Here is a 20,213-nt window from a genome sequence, read left to right as displayed (position 1 = left end):
TAAATAATGGCGCGTCCGGGAGGATTCGAACCTCCGACCGCCTGGTTCGTAGCCAGGTACTCTATCCAGCTGAGCTACGGACGCGCAATGCAAGATCATTCATCTAAAAGAAAGAATGGCGGTGAAGGAGGGATTCGAACCCTCGATACGGCTACAAACCGTATACTCCCTTAGCAGGGGAGCGCCTTCAGCCTCTCGGCCACCTCACCGTCTTGCGGGGGCCCATATTACTGCCAGCCAAAAATAAGTCAAACACTTTATTGTGAAAAAACGACATCCACTGCGCGGATGCGCACTTAATAGCCAACACGGCACATTATCGCACTTAATAGCCCAGTATATCGTCTAGATTCAACGGTATGGCGTGGCAGGCAGTAACAAAAAAGGCCAGCATAAATGCCGACCTTCTTCGAATTAGTAGTTACCAGAACCCTGGGAACCCGTTTCTTTTTCCGCTTGAATGCGCATGTAAATTTCTTCGCGGTGAACAGAAACTTCTTTCGGTGCATTTACACCGATACGAACTTGGTTACCTTTAACGCCAAGAACAGTAACGGTGACTTCATCACCGATCATTAGCGTTTCACCTACGCGACGTGTCAAAATTAGCATTCGTGTGCTCCTTGAGTAATCTCAGTATTATAAGAGTTAACGGTTATTATCCAACAATATTTACATTTTCGTAAATGTTCACTGCTCAAGAAACAGCGAGAAGTGGTCGATTATCCAGACTTTCTGGCTCTACCACAAATTTTTTGTGGATGTGTTCTACGGCTAACTGTAAATCTTGCCCATTGATCAATAGTGAGACACAACGAGCAGTGCATTTTCGTTGATAGACACCCACCCCTTTTTCAGTCAGCGAGGCAGCTACTTCCGTACTGCGCACATCTACCCCTTCCCCAACCAGGGTCAGTGTAGCGACTGAGGACTGAGCCAGTTCTGTTTTTTCTAAGATAACATTCAGTCGAGCCAATTCATCATCGGCCGCAACTATATACGTTGCAGGATAGGTTGCTTGCTGACTATCACCATAGCACCAAGCGTCTAAGCCCAGTAAGCCGAGCTGCTGCTCCACTTTTTCAAGTGGTTGCATCACACGGTAAAGTGCCTGCTGGCCTTTAACCGCCACCCCGGCAGCACCATTATCTGATACCGTCGAGAAATCAACCAAAGTCCCTTCCCCTTCATCAAACGACGAAAGAACCCTCAATGGGACCTTATGTTGCTCAGCATATTCAACCGACTGTAATTGTAGCACTTTTGCGCCGTGGCGTGCCATTGCTGTCATATCATCGAAGTGAATTGACGGCAAACGGGCCGCTTCGCTGACCAAACGAGGATCAGTTGTATACACCCCGTCGACATCAGTGAAGATCTGACACTCATCGGCAGCCAGCGCACCAGCGATAGCCACCGCGGTTGTATCGGAGCCGCCTCGGCCCAAGGTCGTGATGTTATTTCGACTATCACGCCCCTGGAAACCAGCGACCACAACAATGTGGTCACGGTCGAGCAACTCGGTCACCACCCCGGTTTCTACCTCGGTGATGGTGGCATTATTAAATACAGTATCAGTGCGGATACCTAACTGATCACCGGTCAATGATGTTGCCAAATACCCCCTTTTATTCAGGGCCATCGCCAGCAGGGCTATCGTGACCTGCTCGCCAGTTGACAACAAGACATCCAGCTCACGCTGGGTGGGGACAGCATCAATTTGTTTAGCCAGCCCCAACAAACGGTTGGTCTCGCCAGCCATCGCCGAGACAACCACCACTACCTGATGACCAAGCTGGCGCGCTTTGATCACGCGCTCAGCCACCGCTTCAATACGCTCGATACTCCCGACCGACGTACCACCGAATTTCTGCACTAATAGTGCCACTGCACCTCTCCAACTATTACAGTTATTACAGTTTTTCAACCAACCATGGGGTTACTGACTCCAGTGCTGCAGGCAATGCTGCGGCATCAGTACCACCGGCCTGAGCCATATCCGGACGACCGCCGCCCTTACCGCCAACCTGCTGAGCAACAAGGTTAACCAGCTCACCAGCCTTCACCTTGCCTGTCAGATCTTTGGTCACACCAGCAATCAAACCAACTTTGTCACCGCTGACGTTACCCAGCACGACAATACCGCTGCCTAGCTGGTTCTTCAGCTCGTCAACCATACCGCGTAGGGCTTTGTTGTCTGCACCTTCAAGCTTGGTGACCAACACCTTAACGCCGTTGATTTCCTGCGCCTTGTTGATAAGGCCCGCACTTTCCTGCGCAGCAAGCTTGTCTTTAAGCTGCTGGATTTCTTTTTCCAGCTGCTTGCTGTGAGACACAAGTGCACTCACCTTAGTCGCAACTGATGCCGCGTCAGACTTCACCAAACTTGCGGTTTCTACCAGTAGCGCTTCCTGATCGTGCAGCGCTGCAATCGCGGCTTCGCCGGTTACCGCTTCGATACGACGGATACCCGCTGCGATACCACCTTCAGAGACGATCTTGAACAGGCCGATATCGCCCGTGTTAGAGGCATGGATACCACCACACAGCTCAACTGAGAAGTCACCCATGCTCAGGACGCGAACTTCATCATCATATTTCTCGCCAAACAGCGCCATCGCGCCTTTTTCTTTGGCTGATTCGATGTCCATCACATCAGTGTTGATCGCGTGGTTGAAACGGATTTGCTCGTTCACCACACGCTCGATTTCACGCAGTTCTTCCGGCTTCACCGCTTCTAGGTGAGAGAAGTCGAAACGCAGGCCTTCAGGCTTAACCAGTGAACCTTTCTGAGTCACGTGCTCGCCAAGCAGGTTACGCAGTGCTGCGTGTAGCAAGTGAGTGGCTGAGTGGTTCAAACTAGTCGCTGCACGACGCGCTGCATCAACCGTTGCGGTTAGCTTATCGCCCACTTTCAACGCACCTTCAGCCAGCTTACCGGTATGACCGATAGCGCTGCCGAACTTCTGGGTATCAGCAACCACAAACTGAACACCGTCAGCCGTCATTGCCCCCGTGTCACCACACTGACCGCCTGACTCAGCGTAGAACGGCGTGTTGTCCAGTACGATCAGGGCGTCTTCACCAGCATTGATTGCATCAACGGCTTCACCTTCACGGTAAAGCGCAACCACAGTCGCTTGGCCTTCTGTCGCCGCGTAGCCGCAGAATTCAGTTTCCGCATCGACTTTGATCGCATCGTTGTAGTCAACACCAAACTGGCCTGCATCACGTGCACGCTGGCGCTGAGCTTCCATCGCATCGTTGAAGCCGTCTTCATCGATGGAGAAGCCACGCTCGCGAGCTACATCGTTAGTCAGATCAGCAGGGAAACCGTACGTATCGTAAAGTTTGAATACGGTTTCGCCGTCAAGCACTTTACCGTCAAGATTGTCCAGCGCTTCAGCCAGGATCGCCATACCGCGGTCTAGTGTGCGGCCGAAGTTGTCTTCTTCGATCTTCAGTACTTTCTCGACCATTTCCTGCTGTTTCTTCAGCTCTTCGCCAGCAGTGCCCATGATCTCAGCCAGAGGACCCACCAACTTGTAGAAGAAGGCACCCTTCGCGCCCAGCTTGTTACCGTGGCGAACTGCACGGCGGATAATACGGCGCAGCACATAGCCGCGACCTTCGTTTGATGGCATCACGCCATCAGCGATCAGGAACGCACAAGAACGGATGTGATCAGCCACAACGCGCAGTGACTGGTTGCCCAGATCGTCATGACCAATAACCGCAGCAGCTTCTTTGATCAGGGTCTGGAAGATATCGATCTCGTAGTTAGAGTGCACGCCCTGCATGATCGCAGAGATACGCTCGATACCCATACCGGTATCTACCGACGGCTTCGGTAGCGGCTCCATGGTACCGTCAGCCTGACGGTTGAACTGCATAAATACGTTGTTCCAGATCTCGATGAAACGGTCGCCATCTTCTTCAGGTGTGCCAGGACGGCCACCCCAGATGTGATCACCGTGATCGTAGAAAATTTCGGTACAAGGACCACAAGGACCTGTGTCCCCCATCTGCCAGAAGTTGTCAGATTCGAACGGCTTGCCACCTTTCTTGTCGCCGATACGCACGATGCGATCAGCCGGAACACCCACTTCTTTGTTCCAGATGTCGAACGCTTCGTCATCTGTCTCGTAAACGGTCACCAGCAGGCGATCCTGTGGCAGCTTCAGTGTCACTGTCAGGAATTCCCAAGCAAACTTGATCGCGTCTTGCTTGAAGTAATCGCCGAAGCTGAAGTTACCCAGCATTTCGAAGAAAGTGTGGTGACGGGCGGTAAAGCCAACATTTTCCAGGTCGTTGTGCTTACCACCAGCACGAACACAGCGCTGAGCTGTCGTTGCTCGAGTGTAGTTGCGCTTTTCCAGACCTAGGAATGTATCTTTAAACTGGTTCATACCCGCGTTGGTGAACAGCAACGTTGGGTCATTGGCAGGCACAAGAGAAGAACTCTCGACTACCTGGTGGCCTTTACTCTCAAAAAACGCAAGAAACGCACGGCGAATCTCATCAGTGCTCATGTACATTGGCAAATCCTGAATAATGCTTTTATGTAAACTGAATGGTCGAATTTAACTGTCTTAATCCCCTGCCCTGAGTTCCACCATGCCCTCGGCAGGACAATTCGGGCAGGCAGTGATGGGACTAAAATAAATTCTTTGGCGGTTATTGTAAAACAACGGCAGCCAATACGGGAAATGTTATGTTCAGAAATACGGCAATTTGTCCCCCATAGGCGGTGTGCAAAGGGGAATTTAGGGCAATTAAAGGTGGGATTTCAGCTATCGGTGGCTGTTTGCCACCATCTCAGTACTCATCGTCGACACCAAGGGCATTTTTCACCTGCTCGAAATCAAAGCCCCGAGACTGCATAAAACGCAGGCGACGGGCTTTTTCCTTATCCGTTTCCATCGGGGTGTCGCCATACTTCTTCCGGGCTACGTTACGGGCATGCTCGAACCAATCAAATTCATCGTCTTCAAACAACTGGCGGATAACTTCCTCATGGATGCCCTTGAATTCCATTTCCTGGCGGATCCGCAGCAGCCCCCAGCCCTTGGCAATGCCGTTGTTCAACAACCGCTCGGCAAAGCGGGCATCATCAAGCCAGTTATAGTCTTGGCACAGGGCTACTGCCTCATCAACTTCACCCGGCTCATAACCACGCGCCAGCAATTTTTGCTGCAACTCCTGCTCGGCATGATCGCGGCGCGACAAAAACCTCACGGCAGCCTGCTTGGCACTCTGTGCAGGTTTCTTTACTCTCATGATCTTCTCGCTCCAAACAAAAACGGGCGGGGTACTTCTACCCCGCCCGTTTTTTAATCTCTCATCCAGCCAGACTGGCTAGAGTGAATTAGAACGCCTGATCTTCGGCATCTTCTTCAGTCTGAGCGTCTGCTGCCGCTTCTTCCAGCACTGCCGGAGCTAGCAATAGCTCACGCAGTTTGGCTTCAAGCTCTTCGGCAATATGGCTGTTTTCCTCGATGTACTTACAGGCATTTGCCTTACCCTGGCCGATCTTGTCGCCCTGGTAGCTGTACCAAGCACCGGCTTTCTCAACCATCTTGTTCTTCACGCCAAGGTCGATAAGCTCGCCGTAGCGATTGAAGCCTTTGCCGTAAAGGATCTGGGTTTCAGCCTGCTTGAACGGCGCAGCAATCTTGTTCTTAACAACCTTGATGCGGGTTTCGTTACCGACAACCTCGTCACCTTCTTTGATCGCGCCAGTACGGCGGATATCAAGACGAACAGAGGCGTAGAATTTCAGGGCATTACCACCCGTAGTGGTTTCCGGGTTACCGAACATCACACCGATCTTCATACGGATCTGGTTGATGAAGATACACATACAGTTAGACTGCTTCAGGTTACCGGTGATCTTACGCATTGCCTGAGACAGCATACGTGCCTGCAGACCCATGTGCGAGTCACCCATCTCTCCTTCGATTTCAGCCTTAGGCGTTAGGGCTGCAACGGAGTCGACAACCAGAATATCTACCGCGCCAGAGCGTGCTAGGGCATCGGCAATTTCCAGTGCCTGCTCACCGGTATCCGGCTGGGAAACCAATAGCTGGTCGATATCAACACCCAGCTTGCGGGCATAGATAGGGTCAAGGGCATGCTCAGCATCGATGAAGGCACATGTCTTGCCCTGGCGCTGGGCAGCAGCAATCACTTCTAGCGTCAGCGTGGTTTTACCTGAAGATTCCGGACCGTAGATTTCAACGATACGGCCCATTGGCAGACCACCAGCACCCAAGGCGATATCGAGAGACAGAGAACCGGTAGACACGGTTTCGACATCCATAGTGCGGTTGTCGCCCAACTTCATGATCGAGCCTTTACCGAATTGCTTTTCAATTTGACCTAACGCGGCGGCGAGTGCCTTCTGCTTGTTGTCGTCCATTCGACTCTCCAAGGGATGCTTAATTAATGCTTAAACTAAGTACTGATAATGATGATTAGTATACTGTCTATTCATACAGTGTCTAGCACTGTATGAAAATTTTTTCGCCAATTTGATGTGGCTCCCGCATAGACTCAGGATTGAGCCATTAGGGCAATCAATCCAGACAGCGCTTTTTCAACAGCTTGCTGGCGAACCTCTTGGCGATCGCCAGCAAAAAGGCAAGTTTCCACTTTCAGCTTACCGGTGTGATCCGCCCAGCCGAAGCACACGGTACCGACGGGCTTCTCTTCACTGCCACCACCGGGGCCGGCAATACCGCTGATCGCCACCGAAATATCTCCGCGCGACTGTGCCAACGCACCCAACGCCATTTCAGCAACTACCGCTTCACTCACGGCGCCAAATTCAGTCAGAGTTTCTGCTCTGACACCGAGCATTTCCTGCTTGGCCTCGTTGCTGTAAGTCACGAATGCCCGGTCAAACCATGCTGAACTGCCTGCAATATCTGTGATTGCCGTGGATACGCCACCGCCAGTGCAGGATTCAGCGGTAACGGCTACCCAGTTACGTTGGGCCAGGGCCAAACCGACTTGTTGTGCTAATGCCATCATCACTCCCAAATGAATACGACTTGTTAAATACGGCTTTTTGACTTGTTTCTTGTCCCTTTTGGCCTACACCTTACTCGGCTCTTGCCATGCGGGCAAGCCTGTTGCCCTTGGCCGCTTTTGGGCAAGGAAAGTACTGTATCGACAGGTCGGGATCACGTATCCTAAGCGACCAGAAACTTCCTCCGGGTAAACAGGGTGAACCAGCCCTCCGGCACAATGTAGCAGGCAACAACGTGACAATAAAAGGCATAGAAAAACACACCCCTATGATGCAACAGTATTTGCGGATCAAAGCAGAGAATCCGGAAGTCTTGCTGTTCTATCGGATGGGTGATTTCTACGAACTATTTTTTGATGACGCCAAGCAGGCTTCACAGCTGCTGGATATCTCGCTGACCAAGCGCGGCTCATCCAATGGCAATCCGATCCCGATGGCTGGTGTGCCTTACCATGCAGTGGAAGGCTACCTAGCCCGCCTTGTCCAACAAGGTGTTTCTGTCGCTATCTGTGAGCAAGTGGGTGATCCGGCAACCAGCAAAGGGCCGGTTGAACGCAAGGTGGTACGTATCATCACCCCGGGAACAGTCAGCGACGAAGCGCTACTGAGCGAGCGTCAAGACAACCTGATTGCCGCTATCTACCACGAAGGAAACAAATTCGGTTACGCCACGCTGGATATTACCTCGGGCCGCTTTATGTTGACCGAACCCGAAACCGAAGAAGCGATGCAGGCCGAACTACAACGCACCTGCCCTGCTGAGTTGCTCTACCCAGAAGACTTCGACCTGCCGGGTTTGTTCCATGGCATGAAAGGGGCGCGCCGTCGCCCGGTGTGGGAGTTCGATCTCGACACTGCACGCCAGCAGCTGACCATGCAATTCGGTACCCGTGATCTGGTTGGTTTCGGTGTCGAACAAGCAGAACATGGCCTTTGCGCCGCCGGTTGCCTGATGCAATATGTCAAAGACACCCAGCGCACCGCCCTGCCACATATCCGTGCCATTACCCTAGATACCAAAGATCACTCCGTGATCCTGGATGCCGCGACCCGCCGCAACCTTGAACTAACCCAGAACCTCGCCGGTGGCTTTGATAACACCTTGGCCTCGGTACTGGATCAGACGGCAACACCAATGGGCAGCCGCTTGCTCAAACGCTGGCTTCACCAGCCTATCCGTGATCGTCAACAGCTTAACGGCCGCCTTGATGCTATCACTACATTCAAGGACACCGGCCTATTTTTGGATATCGCAGGCGTACTGCGCCACATGGGCGACCTAGAGCGTATCCTTGCTCGATTGGCCCTGCGCTCTGCCCGTCCGCGCGACCTTGCCCGCATGCGCACCGCCCTGCAGCACCTGCCAGAGCTGGCTGAAATGCTGGGTGATATCGATCAGCGCCGTATCGGGGAACTGGCTGGTCTTGCCGCACCAATGGACGAGCTGTGCGAGCTGCTAGAGCGTGCGATTATCGAGAACCCTCCGGTGGTGATCCGTGACGGCGGCGTACTGGCGCCGGGCTACAATGCCGAGCTGGACGAGTGGCGTGATTTGGCCGACGGTGCCACCAAGTTCCTGGAGGAGCTGGAAGCCAACGAACGCGAGCGCCATGACATCGACAGCCTGAAAGTCGGCTTCAACAATGTCCACGGCTTCTACATTCAGGTGAGCCGTGGACAAAGCCACTTGGTACCGAGCCACTATGTGCGCCGCCAAACGCTGAAAAATGCCGAGCGTTACATTATTCCTGAGCTCAAGGAGCATGAGGACAAAGTCCTCAACTCGAAGTCGAAAGCCTTGGCGCTGGAGAAAAAGCTATGGGAAGAGCTGTTTGATCTGCTGCTGCCGCACCTTGAGCAACTGCAAAACGCAGCCGCATCGATTTCCGAGCTGGATGTGCTGGCCAACCTGGCCGAGCGTGCCGATACCCTCAACTATTGCCGTCCGGAGCTGACAGAAACCACCGGTATTGAGATCACTGCTGGTCGCCACCCGGTGGTCGAGCAGGTATTGAGCGAGCCGTTTATCGCCAACCCGATCTCGCTCCACCATGATCGCCGCATGCTGATCATTACCGGCCCGAACATGGGCGGTAAATCGACCTACATGCGCCAGACTGCACTGATTGCCCTGCTGGCTCATGTCGGCTCTTTTGTACCAGCCGAAGCGGTCAAAATCGGCCCACTGGACCGGATCTTTACCCGTATCGGTGCCTCCGATGACTTGGCGTCAGGCCGCTCCACCTTCATGGTTGAAATGACCGAAACGGCAAACATTCTGCACAATGCAACGCAGAACAGTTTGGTGTTGATGGATGAAATTGGCCGTGGTACCAGTACCTACGACGGTTTGTCGTTGGCATGGGCCAGTGCCGAATGGCTGGCCGACAAGATTTCAGCCATGACTCTATTTGCCACTCACTACTTCGAGTTGACCGAGTTGCCATCGCTGATGGAAGGCTTGGCCAATGTCCACCTCGATGCGGTTGAGCACGGTGACGAGATTGCATTCATGCATGCGGTACAAGAAGGCGCTGCCAGCAAATCCTACGGCTTGGCAGTCGCAAGCCTGGCCGGTGTACCAAAGTCAGTGATCAAACGCGCCAAGTTCAAGCTGCAGCAACTGGAGGCCAGCGGCCACCATCAAGCGGTTGCGCCAGCAAGCCAGGTCCCGGTTGCCGAGCAGCAACTGAGCCTGCTGCCGGAGCCAAGCGAAGTCGAAGAAGCTTTGGCGCGTATCAACCCAGATGAAATGACCCCGCGCCAAGCACTTGACGAGCTGTATCGCCTAAAAGCCTTGATGTAATTGGCTACTTGATGTAATTGGCTCAGCAGGAAATAAAAAGGGATGCCACGTGGCATCCCTTTTTGATCCTAACCGGAAAAAGTCTATGTAAAAGTGTGCCGGTTTACAGTTGCTCCTGATTGAACAATGACTCAATACTCAAACCCTGATGGGTCAGCATATCACGCAAACGGCGTAGGCCTTCCACCTGGATCTGGCGAACTCTTTCGCGAGTCAGACCGATCTCACGACCGACGTCTTCCAATGTCGATGCCTCATAGCCAAGCAGACCAAAACGGCGGGCCAGCACTTCGCGCTGTTTCGGATTCAGCTCCTGAAGCCAGTGAACGATAGATGTTTTGATATCATCATCTTGGGTCGACGTTTCGGGGCCACCGCTCTTTTCATCAGGGATGATATCCAGCAGGGCTTTTTCCGAATCGCCACCGATAGGGTTATCTACCGAACCAACACGCTCATTGAGGCGGAGCATACGGTTGACGTCATCGACGGATTTATCCAGCTTAAGCGCAATATCTTCTGCCGTCGGCTCATGATCTAGCTTTTGTGCCAGCTCACGGGCTGTACGCAGGTAGACATTGAGCTCTTTAACGACATGGATTGGCAGGCGGATAGTACGGGTTTGGTTCATGATGGCCCGTTCGATTGTTTGACGGATCCACCATGTTGCGTAAGTTGAAAAACGGAAGCCGCGCTCCGGATCGAACTTCTCAACCGCTCGGATCAAACCAAGGTTGCCCTCTTCGACCAAGTCGAGCAAAGCCAAACCACGGTTGCTGTAACGACGGGAGATTTTAACCACCAGACGGAGGTTACTTTCGATCATACGCTTACGGGCAACTTCGTCACCTCGCAATGCACGGCGGGCGTAGAGGACTTCTTCCTCTGCGGTTAGCAAAGGTGAAAAACCAATTTCACCGAGGTAGAGTTGGGTCGCATCCAGAGCTTTCTGCGTAGCCCCGTATTGCGACATATCGACATCATCATCACTAGCACTAACATCTTCGGCTTTGTTTTCGACAGTCGCGGATTCTGCTTCCATTTCTGCATCAAAATCAAAGTCTTCAATATCTGCAGCAGTATTGCTTCCACTCATAGCGCCTCCCAGATGGCGAGTTAGCAAGACATTACAACTTTACTATGCCATGTTGTCTATCGCGGTAAATAACGCATTGGATCTACGGATTTACCTTTGTAACGGATCTCAAAATGCAGCTTTACTGTATTTGTGCCCGAGCTTCCCATCGAAGCAATTTTCTGGCCAACCGATACCTTTTGCTGCTCCTTCACATAAACCTGGTCGTTATGGGCGTAGGCACTGAGGTAATCATCGTTGTGTTTGATAATGACCAAATTACCGTATCCGCGAAGCGCATTCCCGGCATAGACCACCACCCCGTTTGCTGATGCATTGACAGCTTGTCCACGCTGCCCGGCGATGTCTATCCCTTTGTTGCCATTCTCCGAATTGGAGAACTTTGCAATCACACGCCCCTTTGACGGCCAAGTCCACTTAGCCACTTTGGTGTTGCTAGGTTGCGGCTTGGATGTAACAACTTTGTTACTTTTGGTTTTTTGAGAGTACTCTTTTGTGGGAGCCGGATCAACATTTTTATTGGCGGCTTTTTGTGCGTTTTGTTTTTGAGACACTGCGGTCTGGGCCGGTTTCTGGGAGGCAGGCTGAGCTGCTGGTTGCGCCTTTGCCGCAGGCTTTGGTTGAGCCGGTTTTGAGCTTGTTGTTTTTGTTGGTGTTTTAGCAGAAGGTGTTGCTGCTACGGCCACAGGAGCTGCCCGACCATATTGCGGGGCAACATATTTCGGCCGCCATAACTGCAACTTTTGACCGGGGAAAATGGTATAAGGCTTCGACAATTTATTACTTGCAATAATATCGTCGACATCACGGCCGGTAATATAGGAAATAAAGTACAAGGTATCGCCCTTTTGCACTTCATAGTAGCTACCACGGTAGCTGCCGCGCTCGAGGCTGTGGTAGTCCTTACCAAGACTCGTCACCGGCGCAGGGTTATGGTTACTACAGCCAGATAGCATCAAGCCGGCAACAATCGCTGCCAGCTTCCACGTCCTTGCTGAAGACAACACCCCAAACATATGACCTAAGCCAACTCCCCGGCTACAAGCGGAACAAAACGTACTGCTTCAATATCGCGGTAAGCAAAGCGCTCACCTTCGCGGATAATCACTTTCAGCACTTGCGAATGCTCACCGACCGGGATCACCAGGCGGCCACCATCAGCCAATTGCGTTAGCAGCTCAACAGGGATTTCAGCTGCGGCAGCCGTCACGATAATGGCATCAAACGGGCCTTTACCTGCCCAGCCACGCCAACCATCACTGTGCTTGGTCGAAACATTATGCAATTCAAGCTGCTTCAGGCGTCGCTTCGCCTGCCACTGCAACGCCTTGATCCGCTCGACGGAATAAACGTGATTGACCAAATGCGCCAGCACAGCAGTCTGGTACCCCGACCCGGTTCCGATTTCGAGGACCCTGGAATCCGGCGATAACGCCATCAGCTCAGTCATCTTGGCAACAATATACGGCTGCGAGATCGTCTGCCCACAGCCAATCGGCAGAGCATTATTCTCGTAAGCTTTGTGTGACAGGGCTTCATCGATAAATAACTCCCGCGGGACAGATGCCATGGCCTGAAGCACCTTGTCATCTTTGACTCCCTGCTGGCGTAAATAGTTCAGCAAAAGCGTCCGCTCGTCCACATAGCGCATTGCGACTATTTCTCCTGTTGCTCAATCCACATGCTCAGCCCTGCCAGCGCATCATGCGCAGTAAGGTCGACCTGCAGTGGCGTTATCGATACACATCGCTGTTCAATGGCATAAAAATCAGTGCCCGGCCCGGCATCCTGACAAGGTCCCGGAGGCCCCAGCCAGTATAGTTCCTTGCCTCGGGGATCGGTCCCCCTAACCATATTCTCGGCTCGGTGGCGGGCACCAAGGCGTGTCACCTGCCAGCTCCCCAACTCAGAATAAGCGACATCCGGCACATTGATATTTAAAATTTTATTGCTTGGCAGCGGCGCAGACTGCATTTTTTGCAAAACTTGCTTCACGACCTGCGCCGCCGTATCAAAATGCTGATCCCCAACCAAGGATACGGCAATTGCCGGCACGCCGAGGAAGTGGCCTTCTGTCGCCGCTGCTACCGTACCGGAGTACAGCACATCATCACCCAGGTTGGCACCATGGTTGATGCCGGCGACAACCACATCAGGACGGTCATCGAGCCATTCATTAAGCGCAAAGTGGACACAATCTGTCGGGGTGCCTTCCACCGAGATTTGCTGTTCGCCTTCGTGACGGATCCGGAGCGGGTTATCCAGCGTCAATGAGTTTGACGCCCCCGAGCGATTGCGATCCGGGGCAACGACCGTCACCTCACCAACCTCACTCAAGACCTTTGCCAGGGTCTTGATCCCCTCGGCAAAGATACCATCGTCATTACTGATCAGAATTCGCATAGTGTCCTTCCTGTTGTTCCAGCTCAACCATGAGCTCACGAACGACCGCCGTGGCAAAACAGCCCGCCGGAAGTGCAAAAGAAACGGTTACCGTATCGCCTTCTCGCTGCCAAGCCATGTCCTGCGGTTTCAGCAGCAACGGGCGGCGCTCATGGCGCATGCGGTTATCGCGGATCAACTTCAGCAGCAGCGGCTCTTGCTCGGCGATAGCCATTTCAAACGCTTCAGCCTGACCGCTTGTCGGTAGGGCATTATCGCCCATCATCGGTGCCGTGATGCAAGCTGTGCCGTTATCTACGGCCTGCTGCCACTGTGCAACATCCGCTTCGACCAGACGATCGCGATCATCACCGTCAACGTCCAGCAGATCACCATCGAGCACGGTATGGACATTCTGCTGCTCGATACGGGCTGACAGGATCATGTTGAACAGCCATGAGCGAGCTGCCGACAAGTAGAAGCTGCGCTTGCTCTTATCGCGCACGCGGAATTCATCATTGCCCCAGGCGCGGGCCTTGGTCACATTATTACCACCGTGACCGAAGCGCTGCTCACCGAAATAATTCGGAACACCAAGCTGCTGAACCTGCTCCAATCGGGCAATTACATCCTCAGGCTGATCAAGCTCACGCAACGTCAGTTGGAACCAGTTACCGGTTAAATCACCCGGGCGGAGCTTTTTATCATGGCGGGCTGTTTCCAGCACTTCAACACCCGGATGTTCGGCGACAAACTGGGTCAGATCAGGGTCGGGTTTACCCGGTAAGTGGACACTGAGCCATTGCTCGGTCACCGCGTGGCGATCTTTCAAGCCAGCCCAGCTCACATCTCGTGATTTCACATCGCAGGCTTTGGCCAGTTCATTGACCACATACTTGGTGTTTTCACCGGTTTTGCGGATCTTCACCATGAAATGCTCGCCCACACCGGCAAACTCAAAGCCAAGGTTTTCCTTTACTACAAAATCTTCAGGCTCAACCTTAATGCGGCCCTGACAGCTAGGTTTTCCATATAACCAGCTGAAGTTGTCCATTACCGTAGACATAATTACACCATTCTTTAGCAGCACCGAGATGCCAGAAGGCAGGGCCACTGGCCCTACCCGGTTTATTCTTTATTGATCAGCACTACCGCTTCACAGGCAATGCCTTCTTTGCGCCCGGTAAAACCGAGACGCTCCGAGGTGGTCGCTTTGACATTGATGTTCTCAACATCGGTTTCCAAGTCCTCGGCAATCGCTTGGCACATCGCATCAATATGCGGCGCCATTTTTGGTGCCTGGGCAATAATGGTGACATCCAGATTGCCCAAGCGGTAGCCTTTTGCTTTTACTTTGCGGTATACGTCGCGCAGCAGCATACGGCTGTCAGCACCTTCCCACTCCGCATCGGTATCAGGGAAATGGCGGCCAATATCACCGGCACCAATTGCACCCAGCAAGGCGTCACATACGGCATGAAGTGCAACGTCACCGTCGGAGTGGGCAATCAACCCCTGCTCATAAGGAATCGCAACACCGCCGATAATCACCGGGCCTTCGCCACCAAATTTATGCACGTCAAAGCCGTGTCCAATACGCATCATTGCTCTTCCTTCAATAAGTGTTGCAGATAAAATTCCGCGATAGCGAGATCTTCAGGTTGGGTGACTTTGAGGTTATCAGCCCGTCCAGTCACCAGCTTCGGTGACATACCGCAGTGCTCCAGGGCCGATGCTTCATCGGTCACTACCGCCCCATCCGCCAGCGCTTTTTCCAGTGCCTGTTTCAACTGACCAGCCCGAAACATCTGAGGAGTCAATGCATGCCAGAGATCACTGCGCTCAACGGTCACTGCGATAGCTTGCCGGCCATTGCCGCGCTTCATGGTATCGCGCACCGGAGCCGCCAGGATAGCCCCACACTCACTTGCCAGAGCCTCATCAATCAGCTTTTGCAGATCCTGCTGACGCAAACAAGGGCGGGCTGCATCATGAACCAGCACCCAGGCATCAGGGTCATCAATCGCCGCCAAGCCCGAAAAAACAGAGTCCGCGCGCTCTGCCCCGCCATCGACACGGGTGACCCTTGGGTTTTCCGCTAACGGTAAGGTTGGGAAATACGGGTCCTGCTCGCCAATGGCAACGACAACGCGATCGATCATCGGGTGCTGCAACAAACGGTCAATGGTATGTTCGAGAATAGTCTTGCCAGCAATGTGCAAGTACTGTTTCGGTCGGTCTGCAGCCATCCGGCTACCGACGCCTGCAGCCGGAACGACTGCGATCATTTTATCTTTCATGGAATTCAATCACTGACAATACGGAAAAAGGTCTCACCGGTTCCGATCATGCCCAGCTCGTTACGGGCCCGCTCTTCGATTGCTTCCTGACCACGGTGCAAGTCATGGATTTCGAAATACATCTGCTGGTTGCGCTGAACCAGTTCGGCGTTGGCCTGCTGTTGCACCGCGACGTTATCGCGCACCGCAAGATAGTCGACCATACCGTTTTTGCCGAGCCAGAAGTCATATTGTAACCAGCCGAGAATTGCCAGCAGCAGGAGGTTTAACAATCGCATTGCGCCCTCTTGGCAATGGTATAAGAAATTAAGCTAATCATAACAGATTGAAACACAAAGACGTGTCAAGCTGCGGGTAAAAATACCAAACTGAATATTACTCAGTCCGGTATATTCCCATAACTTGCACGTTGACACTAGGGGCTGTAGGCCGCCAAGCCGCTATTCGCCCATAAAAAAACCGCCCATGATGGGCGGTTTTTAGTATCTGCTCGGGTTACCCCGAGGCGCAGCTTTTAATTAAGCTTGGCCTTTAACTTCTTTAAGACCGTTGTAAGGTGCTTTCTCACCTAGCGCTTCTTCGATACGGATTAGCTGGTTGTACTTAGCAACACGGTCAGAACGGCTCATAGAACCAGTCTTGATCTGGCCAGCAGCAGTACCTACCGCTAGGTCAGCGATAGTTGCATCTTCAGTTTCACCAGAACGGTGAGAGATAACTGCAGTGTAACCAGCGTCTTTAGCCATCTTGATAGCAGCTAGAGTTTCAGTTAGAGAACCGATCTGGTTGAACTTGATAAGGATAGAGTTAGCAACGCCTTTCTCAATACCCTGAGCAAGAATCTTAGTGTTAGTAACGAATAGATCGTCACCTACTAGCTGGATCTTGTCGCCTAGTAGTTCAGTCTGGTGCTTGAAGCCATCCCAGTCAGACTCGTCTAGGCCGTCTTCGATAGAAACGATTGGGTACTCAGCAACTAGGCCAGCTAGGTAGTGGTTGAATTCTTCAGAAGTGAAGATCTTACCTTCGCCTTTCATGTTGTAGTTGCCAGCTTCTTTGTCGAAGAACTCAGATGCAGCACAGTCCATAGCAAGAGTAACGTCTTTGCCTAGCTCGTAACCAGCCAGCTCAACAGCTTCTTTGATTGCAGCTAGAGCAGCAGCGTTAGACTCTAGGTTAGGAGCGAAACCACCTTCGTCACCTACAGCAGTGCTCATGCCTTTAGACTTAAGAACTTTAGCTAGGTTGTGGAATACTTCAGCACCGATACGTAGACCTTCTTTAAGAGTCTTAGCGCCAACTGGCTGGATCATGAACTCTTGGATGTCAACGTTGTTATCAGCGTGCTCACCACCGTTGATGATGTTCATCATTGGTAGAGGCATAGAGAACTGACCAGCAGTACCGTTTAGCTCAGCGATGTGCTCGTATAGAGGCATGCCTTTAGCTGCTGCTGCAGCTTTAGCGTTCGCTAGAGATACAGCTAGGATTGCGTTTGCACCGAAGTTAGACTTGTTTTCAGTGCCGTCTAGGTCAAGCATGATCTGGTCGATTTCAGCTTGTGCTTTAGCGTCTTTACCTACAAGAGCTTCCGCGATTGGGCCGTTCACAGCTTCAACAGCTTTAAGAACACCTTTACCTAGGAAACGAGACTTGTCACCGTCGCGTAGCTCAAGAGCTTCACGAGAACCAGTTGATGCACCAGATGGTGCAGCAGCCATACCTACGAAACCGCCTTCTAGGTGAACTTCAGCTTCAACAGTTGGGTTACCGCGTGAGTCAATGATTTCACGACCTAGAACTTTAACGATCTTAGACATTGTGTTTCCTCTTGCTTTATCTTCAAATTAAAAGCTAAAAAAATAGCTGCAGCCATCACTGCCACAGCTATCCGTAATCCTTACTTGTTAAGCTCACCGCGCTGGTTTGCGCCAGCCGCTTTCACGAAGCCTTCAAATAGAGGGTGGCCATCGCGAGGCGTAGAGGTGAACTCAGGGTGGAACTGAGCAGCCACAAACCATGGGTGGTTAGGGATCTCGATGATTTCCACCAATTTCTTGTCTGCTGACAGACCAGAAATCTTCAGACCTGCTTTCTCAAGTTGAGGCAGTAGGTTGTTGTTTACTTCGTAGCGGTGACGGTGACGCTCATGGATAGTTGGGTTACCGTATAGTTCACGCGCTTTCGAACCTTCAGCCAAGTGACATAGCTGAGAACCAAGACGCATAGTACCGCCAAGGTCAGATTTTTCGGTACGCTCTTCAACGTTGCCTTCGCCATCGACCCACTCAGTGATCAGGCCAACAACCGGGTTCTTGGTATCAGCGTTAAACTCAGTTGAGTGAGCGCCTTCAAGACCTGCAACGTTTCGTGCGAATTCAATCAATGCCACCTGCATACCCAGACAGATGCCAAGGTAAGGGATGTTGTTTTCACGGGCGTACTGTGCAGTCAGGATCTTGCCTTCTACACCACGGCCGCCGAAGCCACCAGGTACCAAGATAGCGTCAAGGCCTTGTAGCGCTTCTTCGCCTTTGCTCTCAACGTCTTGTGAGTCAACGTACTTGATCTTAACAGACAGGCGGTTCTTCAGGCCTGCGTGCTTCAATGCTTCGTTCACTGACTTGTACGCATCTGGTAGTTCGATGTACTTACCCACCATACCGATAACAACTTCGGCAGTTGGGTTAGCTTCTTCGTAGATCACCTGTTCCCACTCAGAAAGATCAGCTTCCGGTGCAGTAATGCCGAAACGCTGACACACCAAGTCGTCAAGACCCTGAGCCTTGATAAGCTGTGGGATCTTGTAGATGGAATCTACGTCTTTCATGGAGATAACTGCTTTTTCCTGAACATTACAGAACAATGCAATCTTGGCACGTTCGTTAGCAGGGATCATACGGTCAGAACGACATACCAGGATGTCTGGCTGAATACCGATAGAAAGCAGCTCTTTCACTGAATGCTGGGTTGGCTTGGTTTTCACTTCGCCAGCCGCTGCCAGGTATGGTACTAGCGTCAGGTGCATGAACATCGCGCGCTCGCGGCCCAGTTCAACTGCTAGCTGACGGATAGCTTCCATAAATGGTAGAGATTCGATATCACCTACTGTGCCGCCAACTTCGACGATAGCAACGTCGTGGCCTTCTGCACCAGCAATAACACGCTCTTTGATGGCGTTGGTGATGTGTGGGATAACCTGAATCGTTGCACCTAGGTAGTCACCACGACGCTCTTTACGCAGTACATCAGCGTAAACACGTCCCGCAGTAAAGTTGTTGCGCTTGGTCATCTTGGTACGGATGAAACGCTCATAGTGACCTAGGTCAAGGTCAGTCTCTGCACCGTCTTCCGTTACGAATACTTCACCATGCTGAATCGGGCTCATTGTGCCTGGGTCAACGTTGATGTAAGGGTCTAGTTTCATCATGGTCACTTTCAGACCACGTGCTTCTAGAATAGCCGCCAGAGACGCTGCAGCAATACCTTTACCTAGTGAGGATACGACCCCGCCCGTAACAAAAATGTAATTCGTTGTCATGTTTTACCTGGAAGATTGGTATAGAGGATATAAAAAGTATCTGGACGGGAAATTAGTATACCAGACACACTTTATTGCCACAACGTGAAAACTATCACAGCACGTTTGGTTTTTTTTTGTTTCAAATCAAATCTACTAAACTAGGTGACTATCCTTTGACCATTCCTTCGTGCGAGCGCTACTATCCTCTCCACCTAGCCTACTTTGTCTTCAGCTCGTTTTTCTTGACCTCATCCCAGATAGCATCCAAATAATCCAGCGAACAATCGTCAAGGCGCTTCCCTCTTTCTAGCACAGTTTTCTCCACTTCGCGAAAGCGTCGCTCGAATTTTTGGTTGGCTCGCTGCAGGGCGACTTCCGGTTTGACCTGGACATGGCGGCTGAAGTTGGCGACAGCAAACAACAAATCCCCCATTTCTTCTTCGATCTTAGCCTGATCAGGTGACACTTGGATGACTTCCTCCATCACCTCTTCAATCTCTTCCTGGACCTTGTCGACCACCGGCCCCAAAGTGTCCCAGTCAAAGCCATGTTTGGCACAGCGCTTCTGGATTTTATCGGCCCGGGTCAGTGCCGGCAGCGCGCGCGGAATGTTGGCAAGAACACTGCTATCCTCCCCTTTAGCGGAACGCTCCTTGGCTTTTTCTGCTTCCCAGTTGGCGTTGATGTCCGCCTCGCAGGCAAACTCGGTATCCGAAAAGACATGGGGATGGCGGCGGGTGAGCTTTTCGTTGATCCCCTGCACCACATCATCAAAATCAAACAGCCCCTGCTCCTTGCCGAGCTGGCTGTAAAAGATCACCTGGAACAACAAGTCACCCAGCTCTTCGCGGACATCATCCCAATTCTGCTGCTCAATCGCATCGGCCACTTCATAGGCTTCTTCCAGAGTATGCGGCACGATGGTGGCAAAGGTCTGCTTCAGGTCCCACGGGCAACCATTTTGCGGGTCACGCAGCTTGGCCATGATCTCCACCAGCTGTTCGATAGGGCGTTGTGATTTACTCATTGGTTTCTTCTCTGTGTGCATAAGAAAAAGCGGCAGCCTCGGCTCC

Annotated in this window: 18 protein-coding genes and 2 tRNA genes; 1 reads left to right on the top strand and 19 read right to left on the bottom strand. The window is 52.1% G+C overall.

Features of this window, described 5'->3' with window-relative positions:
• Window positions 1–7 precede the first annotated feature (7 nt).
• From R2X38_RS21215 to pncC, 8 genes are all read right to left on the bottom strand, one after another.
• Window positions 8–84 (bottom strand) — tRNA-Arg (locus tag R2X38_RS21215).
• Window positions 85–116: 32 nt separating this feature from the next.
• Window positions 117–209, bottom strand: a tRNA-Ser gene (locus tag R2X38_RS21210).
• Window positions 210–414: 205 nt separating this feature from the next.
• Complete coding sequence (gene csrA, locus R2X38_RS21205; protein WP_036818084.1) at window positions 415–612, bottom strand: carbon storage regulator CsrA; 198 nt, start codon at window positions 610–612, stop codon at window positions 415–417.
• An 85-nt stretch (window positions 613–697) separates the two neighbouring features.
• Window positions 698–1,888 carry an aspartate kinase gene (locus R2X38_RS21200; RefSeq protein ID WP_317524344.1) on the bottom strand — a complete coding sequence of 397 codons (1,191 nt, stop codon included), beginning with the start codon at window positions 1,886–1,888 and terminating at the stop codon, window positions 698–700.
• 25 nt (window positions 1,889–1,913) lie between these two features.
• Window positions 1,914–4,538 carry an alanine--tRNA ligase gene (gene alaS, locus R2X38_RS21195; protein ID WP_317524343.1) on the bottom strand — a complete coding sequence of 875 codons (2,625 nt, stop codon included), beginning with the start codon at window positions 4,536–4,538 and terminating at the stop codon, window positions 1,914–1,916.
• Between the two features lie 280 nt (window positions 4,539–4,818).
• Window positions 4,819–5,280, bottom strand: a complete 462-nt coding sequence (recX, locus tag R2X38_RS21190) for a recombination regulator RecX (RefSeq protein ID WP_317524342.1) — start codon at window positions 5,278–5,280, stop codon at window positions 4,819–4,821.
• Window positions 5,281–5,368: 88 nt separating this feature from the next.
• Window positions 5,369–6,421, bottom strand: a complete 1,053-nt coding sequence (gene recA, locus R2X38_RS21185; RefSeq protein ID WP_317524341.1) for a recombinase RecA — start codon at window positions 6,419–6,421, stop codon at window positions 5,369–5,371.
• Between the two features lie 134 nt (window positions 6,422–6,555).
• Entirely contained in the window at window positions 6,556–7,032 is a 477-nt protein-coding gene (gene pncC / locus R2X38_RS21180; RefSeq protein ID WP_317524340.1) for a nicotinamide-nucleotide amidase, read from the bottom strand.
• A gap of 236 nt (window positions 7,033–7,268) precedes the next feature.
• Between pncC and mutS the strand changes: the two genes are divergently transcribed.
• Window positions 7,269–9,839 (top strand): DNA mismatch repair protein MutS, encoded by a 2,571-nt coding sequence (mutS, locus tag R2X38_RS21175; RefSeq protein WP_317524339.1) that lies wholly within the window; start codon window positions 7,269–7,271, stop codon window positions 9,837–9,839.
• A gap of 103 nt (window positions 9,840–9,942) precedes the next feature.
• Here mutS and rpoS read toward each other — a convergent pair whose 3' ends face one another.
• The 11 genes from rpoS to mazG form a co-directional block, all read right to left on the bottom strand.
• A complete protein-coding gene (gene rpoS, locus R2X38_RS21170; RefSeq protein ID WP_317524338.1) occupies window positions 9,943–10,935 on the bottom strand; it encodes an RNA polymerase sigma factor RpoS in 993 nt (330 codons plus the stop codon).
• A gap of 56 nt (window positions 10,936–10,991) precedes the next feature.
• A complete protein-coding gene (locus tag R2X38_RS21165; protein ID WP_411185685.1) occupies window positions 10,992–11,951 on the bottom strand; it encodes a peptidoglycan DD-metalloendopeptidase family protein in 960 nt (319 codons plus the stop codon).
• A 5-nt stretch (window positions 11,952–11,956) separates the two neighbouring features.
• Window positions 11,957–12,586, bottom strand: coding sequence for a protein-L-isoaspartate(D-aspartate) O-methyltransferase (locus R2X38_RS21160; protein WP_317524337.1), 630 nt, complete (start codon window positions 12,584–12,586; stop codon window positions 11,957–11,959).
• Between the two features lie 5 nt (window positions 12,587–12,591).
• The gene (surE, locus tag R2X38_RS21155) at window positions 12,592–13,338 is read right to left on the bottom strand and encodes a 5'/3'-nucleotidase SurE (protein WP_317524336.1); all 747 of its coding nucleotides are present in this window, start codon (window positions 13,336–13,338) and stop codon (window positions 12,592–12,594) included.
• Window positions 13,319–14,383: a tRNA pseudouridine(13) synthase TruD gene (gene truD, locus R2X38_RS21150; protein WP_317524335.1), complete on the bottom strand. Its 1,065-nt coding sequence runs from the start codon at window positions 14,381–14,383 to the stop codon at window positions 13,319–13,321. The genes surE and truD overlap by 20 nt, the downstream gene beginning before the upstream one ends.
• 62 nt (window positions 14,384–14,445) lie before the next feature.
• Complete coding sequence (gene ispF / locus R2X38_RS21145; RefSeq protein WP_317524369.1) at window positions 14,446–14,919, bottom strand: 2-C-methyl-D-erythritol 2,4-cyclodiphosphate synthase; 474 nt, start codon at window positions 14,917–14,919, stop codon at window positions 14,446–14,448.
• Window positions 14,919–15,617 (bottom strand): 2-C-methyl-D-erythritol 4-phosphate cytidylyltransferase, encoded by a 699-nt coding sequence (gene ispD / locus R2X38_RS21140; protein WP_317524334.1) that lies wholly within the window; start codon window positions 15,615–15,617, stop codon window positions 14,919–14,921. Before ispD ends, ispF begins: the two co-directional genes overlap by 1 nt.
• 5 nt (window positions 15,618–15,622) lie before the next feature.
• Window positions 15,623–15,895, bottom strand: coding sequence for a cell division protein FtsB (gene ftsB, locus R2X38_RS21135; RefSeq protein ID WP_317524333.1), 273 nt, complete (start codon window positions 15,893–15,895; stop codon window positions 15,623–15,625).
• 240 nt (window positions 15,896–16,135) lie between these two features.
• Entirely contained in the window at window positions 16,136–17,437 is a 1,302-nt protein-coding gene (gene eno / locus R2X38_RS21130) for a phosphopyruvate hydratase (protein WP_044622522.1), read from the bottom strand.
• Window positions 17,438–17,517: 80 nt separating this feature from the next.
• Complete coding sequence (locus tag R2X38_RS21125; RefSeq protein WP_044622521.1) at window positions 17,518–19,158, bottom strand: CTP synthase; 1,641 nt, start codon at window positions 19,156–19,158, stop codon at window positions 17,518–17,520.
• Window positions 19,159–19,357: 199 nt separating this feature from the next.
• Window positions 19,358–20,167: a nucleoside triphosphate pyrophosphohydrolase gene (mazG, locus tag R2X38_RS21120; protein ID WP_317524332.1), complete on the bottom strand. Its 810-nt coding sequence runs from the start codon at window positions 20,165–20,167 to the stop codon at window positions 19,358–19,360.
• Window positions 20,168–20,213: the final 46 nt, after the last annotated feature.

The organism is Photobacterium rosenbergii, assembly GCF_033022775.1.
GTDB lineage: Bacteria > Pseudomonadota > Gammaproteobacteria > Enterobacterales > Vibrionaceae > Photobacterium > Photobacterium rosenbergii_A.
Note: the sequence above shows the minus strand (reverse complement) of the source record. Positions and strands in the feature narration are given on the sequence as shown.

What these genes read in the sequence shown, in the direction of transcription:
- R2X38_RS21165 (WP_411185685.1), bottom strand. Translation starts at nt 11,951, where the DNA reads ATGTTTGGGGTGTTGTCTTCAGCAAGGACGTGGAAGCTGGCAGCGATT.
- truD (WP_317524335.1), bottom strand. Translation starts at nt 14,383, where the DNA reads ATGTCTACGGTAATGGACAACTTCAGCTGGTTATATGGAAAACCTAGC.
- recX (WP_317524342.1), bottom strand. Translation starts at nt 5,280, where the DNA reads ATGAGAGTAAAGAAACCTGCACAGAGTGCCAAGCAGGCTGCCGTGAGG.
- mazG (WP_317524332.1), bottom strand. Translation starts at nt 20,167, where the DNA reads ATGAGTAAATCACAACGCCCTATCGAACAGCTGGTGGAGATCATGGCC.
- ispF (WP_317524369.1), bottom strand. Translation starts at nt 14,919, where the DNA reads ATGCGTATTGGACACGGCTTTGACGTGCATAAATTTGGTGGCGAAGGC.
- pncC (WP_317524340.1), bottom strand. Translation starts at nt 7,032, where the DNA reads ATGGCATTAGCACAACAAGTCGGTTTGGCCCTGGCCCAACGTAACTGG.
- R2X38_RS21125 (WP_044622521.1), bottom strand. Translation starts at nt 19,158, where the DNA reads ATGACAACGAATTACATTTTTGTTACGGGCGGGGTCGTATCCTCACTA.
- R2X38_RS21160 (WP_317524337.1), bottom strand. Translation starts at nt 12,586, where the DNA reads ATGCGCTATGTGGACGAGCGGACGCTTTTGCTGAACTATTTACGCCAG.
- csrA (WP_036818084.1), bottom strand. Translation starts at nt 612, where the DNA reads ATGCTAATTTTGACACGTCGCGTAGGTGAAACGCTAATGATCGGTGAT.
- rpoS (WP_317524338.1), bottom strand. Translation starts at nt 10,935, where the DNA reads ATGAGTGGAAGCAATACTGCTGCAGATATTGAAGACTTTGATTTTGAT.
- surE (WP_317524336.1), bottom strand. Translation starts at nt 13,338, where the DNA reads ATGCGAATTCTGATCAGTAATGACGATGGTATCTTTGCCGAGGGGATC.
- ispD (WP_317524334.1), bottom strand. Translation starts at nt 15,617, where the DNA reads ATGAAAGATAAAATGATCGCAGTCGTTCCGGCTGCAGGCGTCGGTAGC.
- alaS (WP_317524343.1), bottom strand. Translation starts at nt 4,538, where the DNA reads ATGTACATGAGCACTGATGAGATTCGCCGTGCGTTTCTTGCGTTTTTT.
- ftsB (WP_317524333.1), bottom strand. Translation starts at nt 15,895, where the DNA reads ATGCGATTGTTAAACCTCCTGCTGCTGGCAATTCTCGGCTGGTTACAA.
- eno (WP_044622522.1), bottom strand. Translation starts at nt 17,437, where the DNA reads ATGTCTAAGATCGTTAAAGTTCTAGGTCGTGAAATCATTGACTCACGC.
- recA (WP_317524341.1), bottom strand. Translation starts at nt 6,421, where the DNA reads ATGGACGACAACAAGCAGAAGGCACTCGCCGCCGCGTTAGGTCAAATT.